This window comes from uncultured Candidatus Puniceispirillum sp. (assembly GCF_963979125.1).
In the GTDB taxonomy this organism is placed as follows: Bacteria; Pseudomonadota; Alphaproteobacteria; order Puniceispirillales; family Puniceispirillaceae; genus Puniceispirillum.
In genome coordinates, this window is sequence record NZ_CAXBVX010000117.1 from 1 (window position 1) to 5674 (window position 5674).

The window sequence follows — 5674 nt, forward strand, 5'->3', positions numbered from 1 at the left end:
ACATCAACAATAACAACAATCGACCCTTAAACCCCTTTTTTGAAGTTGGTTATTTGAGAAGGGGGGTGGGGGTGTGATTTTGAGGTAGGAGTCCCATTGCTTTTGTTGAGTAGTCATAAATCACTGCTATTTTAAGAAACTTTGTACCATGATTTGTACCAAATAAAACATGTAAGCTAATGAAACTATTGAATTAACTGAATTTACTACGGTGTGAGATTCGAATCCCTTCCCCTCCGCCATTTATCCAGAACTAATCTTACCAGTGTCTAGATACCAAAAAAACAGTCTATTTTTTGGCGAAATATTTTCTGTATTTCTGTTTTGACGCAAAATGAAGAGCAATCGCGCAAAAGCAAAAGAACAGCAAAATGAAATATTCTGTAATTAAGACGTCAGAAACATATAAAATTGGAAAGCCAGAAATTACCATAAAGTTTAAGAAAACGGACAAAAATTGGATCGGATATAATTGCTGACTTCCTTTGATAAGGTGAACCATGCCGAAATAGGCGAAAGTCAATAGAACCGCAATTCTGATGGTCTGCAAACGGTGATATGGTATCTGCGCATCTTCAGCCAGCACAAATGGGAAGTAAAAAATATTGCCCCAAAATGCATTGATGGCAATATATATCCCCCACAATGAAAGACAGAAAATTATAACATTCGATATGTTTTTGGCCTGCAACATAAACTGATACTCTCTATTAACCGTTTGCTAATGTACTCCATCTATATTGATTTTTCAAATTTAGCGTCATTGAACAATAATGGCCGCTGTTTTAGTGTTATTCGGCTACTTTTATGGATATGTTGTTTGATGCAAATGAGGCAACAATCCGTGTGTTTGGTTGCAAGCAGAATTCCATAAGTGGCCATATAGGTGTGGTATTATTTATTTAGCTTTGTGAGGTACGAATGAGACAACGTCGTCTGGGTAAAAATGGGCCGATCATTTCTGCTATTGGCATCGGTGCCATGTCATTTTCTAATTTTTATGGCGAAACAAGCGAGTCTGCGTCGCATCAGTTAATGACAGCAGCCCTTGATCAAGGGGTTACACATATTGATACAGCCAATATCTATGGGGGTGGTGTTTCGGAAACGGTCATAGGCACATTTTTAGCCAAACAAGGCGCCTTACGAAATGATATGTTTTCAATAGCATCAAAAGTAGGTATCGCCAGAGACCCTGAAACTGGCAAACGTTATTTTGACAATAGCCGTTCATATCTGATTGCCGAGCTAGACAAGACATTGGCACGGCTACAACTTGACGCAATTGATCTGTATTACATCCATCGCCGTGATGCTGAAACGCCTATAGAAGAGGTTACCGAGACTTTGTTAGCGCTTGTTAAAACGGGAAAAATTAAATCGTTTGGGTTTTCAGAAATAGCGCCAGCGTCTTTACGTCGGGCGCATGCGATTCATCATGTTGCGGCCGTACAGTCAGAATATTCATTATCGGTTCGAAGTCCTGAAATGGGGCTGGTGCAAACAACCCGGGAACTTGACACCGCATTGGTGGCATTTGCGCCTGTTGGCCGATCTTTGCTGACCAATAATCCCCTAACGCTAGACGCTATAAGCGGAATGGAATGGTTAAGCCAAAACCCACGCTTTATCGAACCAAACTATTCAGCAAATATCAAAGCGGGAGAAAAATTCCGTGCCTTGGCAAGTGATATGGGACTGTCGGCTGCGGGTTTGGCTATTGCCTGGTTGATCCATAAGGGTGAGCATATCATTCCGATACCCGGTACCAGATCAGTGGCTCATTTCCTTGAACATTGCGAAGGTGCAAAAGCATCTTTAACGGATGCCGATATGCGTGTTATCGAAGACACATTACCAATCGGCTGGGCGCATGGAGACCGTTATTCAACCGGTCAATGGGTTGGGCCCGAAAATTATTGTTGACCAAGATTCATAAGCAAAAAACAGCACTTTGCTTAGCCACCATCTAGCTTCAAAGCTAAAATAAGTCTTAAGAACATAGTTTTTTTCACTGGTATTAAGGTTGCGATTATTTCGTATAAATTTTTTTAAAAATTTATTATTTGACAGCATGTTGGGTTTGTTTACGTTAACAATATTAATATCAGCTTTATTAATATCTTACGACCATGCTTAAGCTGGTAAACAAGGGAGACTATTCATGAAAACAATATTACAAAGTTGTGCCTTAGCTGCGTCACTGCTTTTAAGCTCAGTGTCTGCTTATGCTGCAAAAGATGGAGGGACGCTGGCGTTTTTGGTTCAGCCTGAGCCTCCAACATTGGCGTCTTACGTATCAACATCAGGTCCTATCGGACTTGTCATGCCAAAAGTGTATGAAGGATTGTTTGATTACGACAACGATGGAAAGATGATTCCTATCCTTGCCGAAAGCTATGATATGAGTGGCGACGGTAAAACCGTAACGTTCAACCTTCGCAAGGGTGTTACGTGGCATGATGGTAAGCCATTTACCTCTGCTGACGTCAAATTCACCATCATGGAAGTGTTGAAAAAGGTTCACCCCCGTGGGCCTAACTCTTTCAGAGAAGTAAGCAGTATCGATACACCAGACGCTCATACAGCGATCTTTAATCTTGATAATCCAGCACCGTATATGATGCGTTCATTTTCTGCTTATGAATCACCAATGGTGCCAAAGCATCTGCTCGAAGGCCAAGATGTCAAATCTGCACCTTTGGCTAACAATCCTGTAGGTACAGGTCCTTTCAAGTTTGTTGAGTGGAAAAAAGGCCAGTATATCCGTCTAGATAAAAACGAAAATTACTGGCAAGAAGGCTTGCCTCATCTTGATCGTATTGTTGGCCGTTTCATTCCTGATGCTTCAACACGTACGGCTGCGATGGAAAATGGCGAAGTCTTATATGCGGCTTATAATGCCATCCCTAACATTGATGCTGTTCGTCTGAAAGAGCGCGATGATATTGGTGTTACAACAGACGGTTATTCAATGATTAACCCTATGGCGTTGATCGAATTCAACACTAAAGAAGGTGCTTTTGTTGATCCTGCGGTTCGCCGTGCGATTTCTACAGCCATTGATCGTCGTTTCATGATTGATACAATCTTCTTTGGTTACGGAAAGCCAGCAACAAGTGCGCTGAGCAGTAACTTCAAGGCAACTAATTTGCATGCCGAAATGCCTAACTATCCTGAAAGAGGCGATGTCGCAGCGGCTAACGCTATTCTTGACAAAGCTGGTTTCAAGAAAGATGGCGATGGCGTGCGTATGACAGCTGTTCTTGATCTTATTCCTTATGGTGAAGACTGGAGACGTGCTGGTGAATATATGAAGCAAGTCATGGGTGACATCGGTATCAAGCTGGAACTTCGTTACGAAGACGTACCAACATGGTTGAAGCGTATTTATCATCGTTATGACTTTGCAATGAACATCAACTATTTCTATCAGTTGCCTGATCCGGTTCTTGGTGTTCATCGTCACTATGGTACTAACCAGATCCGTAAGGGTACACATTTTGTGAACTCTTCACGCTACAGCAACCCAACGCTTGACGCATTGCTTGACTCAGGTTCAAAAGAGCCAGATGCCGCCAAGCGTACAGCTACATATAAGGAAATCCAGACAATTCTGGCTAACGACATGCCTGTCGTAAACCTATTCGAGTTGCAGTTCCTTACTGTGTACAACACAAAGCTGAAAGGTGCTTACGGCTCGGCAATGGGTGCGTATGGCTCATTCAGAGAAGCGTATTTGGACGAGTAGAAGAGACTGATAGTCGGGCCAGAAATTGTTCTGGCCCGATTTTTATTTAATTCATAATTCAATGTATTTATCGCTTTTGAGTATTTATGTGAAATGACAAGATCATCCAAAATTTTTAAATATGTAGGGAAACGGTTGCTTCAAGGCATACCTATTATCCTTGCCATTGTTGTAATTAATTTTTTCCTTTTGAATCTTGCCGAAGGCGATGCCGTTGACGTGCTGGCAGGTGAGGCGGGCTCGGCGACGCCAGAATATATGGCACAGCTTCGCGCCAAGTTTGGTCTTGATCAACCGCTTCCTGTTCAGCTTATGGTCTATCTTAAAAATGTTGCCACGTTGGATTTAGGCTATTCGTTCCGCCATGATATGCCTGTCAGTGACCTGATTTTTGATCGGTTTGCCGCTACAGGCTTGCTGATGACAAGTACAATCATTCTGGCGGTTGGTTTTGGTGTCCTGCTTGGTTTGCTTGCCGCCATGCGCCTGAACACATGGAAAGATACGGTGATCACCGTTTTTGCGCTTATCACCTATGCCACACCTTTGTTCTGGGTTGGTTTGATGATGATTGTTGTGTTTTCCTTGAAACTGGGCTGGTTTCCAACAAGCGGTATGGAAAATGTTGCTGCCTTTTACGAAGGCTGGGACAGGGTGAAAGATATTGCGGTGCATTTGGTTTTGCCAACGATCACCTTATCTCTTTTCTATCTGGCACTTTATACACGTATGATGCGCGCTTCGATGCTGGAACAATATGGTCAGGACTATGTTATTACCGCCCGCGCCAAAGGGCTGACCGAACGCCGGATTACCTTTGTTCATGTTCTGCGGAATGCTTTGCTTCCTGTTGTGACGATGGCGGGGGTGCAAGTTGGCGCGCTTATCGGTGGATCGGTAATTGTTGAATCGGTTTTCGCTTGGCCAGGTCTTGGTATGTTGGCTTTTGAGTCACTATTTGCACGTGACCTTAACTTGTTGCTTGGCATCTTTATGCTGTCATCAATTTTGGTGATTGCTGTCAATTTGGTCGTCGATATCATTTATTGTTTCTTAGATCCTAGAATTGAGGTTTCTTAATATGCAGGAATTCTGGGGTAGATATAAGCGCAACAGATCTGCTGTTTTCGGATTGGTTGTAATCATCTTGGTCGTTTTGATGGCGGGTTTTGCCGACTTGCTCTATGCGTTTGATCCGTTCCGTCTAGCGGGCAAACCATTGTCCAGCCCGGGCACAAACGGGTTTCTTTTAGGCAGTGACTCGCTAGGTCGCGATGTGGCGGCAGGTATTGTGCATGGTGCCAAAACATCTTTGCTGATTGGTTTGGTAGCTACGATGGTGGCGGTGTTTATCGGTGTGCTATTTGGTGCATTTTCTGGATATTATGGTGGTCGTCTTGATGACTTGCTGATGCGTGTCACAGAGATTTTCCAGACCATTCCATCATTTATCTTTGCCATTCTTCTTGTCGCAATCATGAAACCGTCGATTGCCAGTATTGTGATTGCAATTGCCGTGGTGTCTTGGCCAAGTGTTGCAAGACTTGTCAGGGGCGAATTTCTGGCGTTGAAAAATCGAGAATTTGTGCAAGCGTGCCATACGCTAGGTATGAATGATCTAAGGATCATGATGCGCGAAATTCTGCCAAATTGTCTAAGTCCTATTATTGTGGTGGGTTCATTGATGGTGGCAACAGCCATTCTGATTGAAAGTGGTCTTGCCTTTCTGGGACTTGGTGATCCAAACATCATGAGTTGGGGGTTCCAGATTGGAGCTGGGCGCACAATGCTGAGATCGGCATGGTGGGTCTGCACATTCCCAGGTATTGCTATTCTTATAACAGTTCTGGCGATTAATCTCGTTGGTGAGGGCCTGAACGATGCGTTAAACCCGCGGTTGAGAGAAAGAAATTGAAAACTAAA

Annotated in this window: 5 protein-coding genes; 4 read left to right on the forward strand and 1 reads right to left on the reverse strand. The window is 43.3% G+C overall.

The window, feature by feature from the left end; translation table 11 throughout:
• Nucleotides 1-289: 289 nt before the first annotated feature.
• Entirely contained in the window at nt 290-694 is a 405-nt protein-coding gene (locus ABNT28_RS09750; RefSeq protein WP_348721486.1) for a hypothetical protein, read from the reverse strand.
• Between the two features lie 227 nt (nt 695-921).
• Between ABNT28_RS09750 and ABNT28_RS09755 the strand changes: the two genes are divergently transcribed.
• The 4 genes from ABNT28_RS09755 (at nt 922) to ABNT28_RS09770 (ending at nt 5666) form a co-directional block, all read left to right on the forward strand.
• Complete coding sequence (locus ABNT28_RS09755) at nt 922-1926, forward strand: aldo/keto reductase (protein ID WP_348721487.1); 1005 nt, start codon at nt 922-924, stop codon at nt 1924-1926.
• Between the two features lie 238 nt (nt 1927-2164).
• Nucleotides 2165-3751 carry an ABC transporter substrate-binding protein gene (locus tag ABNT28_RS09760; protein ID WP_348721488.1) on the forward strand — a complete coding sequence of 529 codons (1587 nt, stop codon included), beginning with the start codon at nt 2165-2167 and terminating at the stop codon, nt 3749-3751.
• Nucleotides 3752-3844: 93 nt separating this feature from the next.
• Nucleotides 3845-4831: an ABC transporter permease gene (locus ABNT28_RS09765; protein WP_332924734.1), complete on the forward strand. Its 987-nt coding sequence runs from the start codon at nt 3845-3847 to the stop codon at nt 4829-4831.
• Between the two features lies 1 nt (nt 4832).
• On the forward strand, nt 4833-5666 hold the full coding sequence (locus ABNT28_RS09770) for an ABC transporter permease (RefSeq protein WP_332924735.1): 834 nt from the start codon (nt 4833-4835) through the stop codon (nt 5664-5666).
• The last annotated feature ends 8 nt before the right edge of the window (nt 5667-5674 follow it).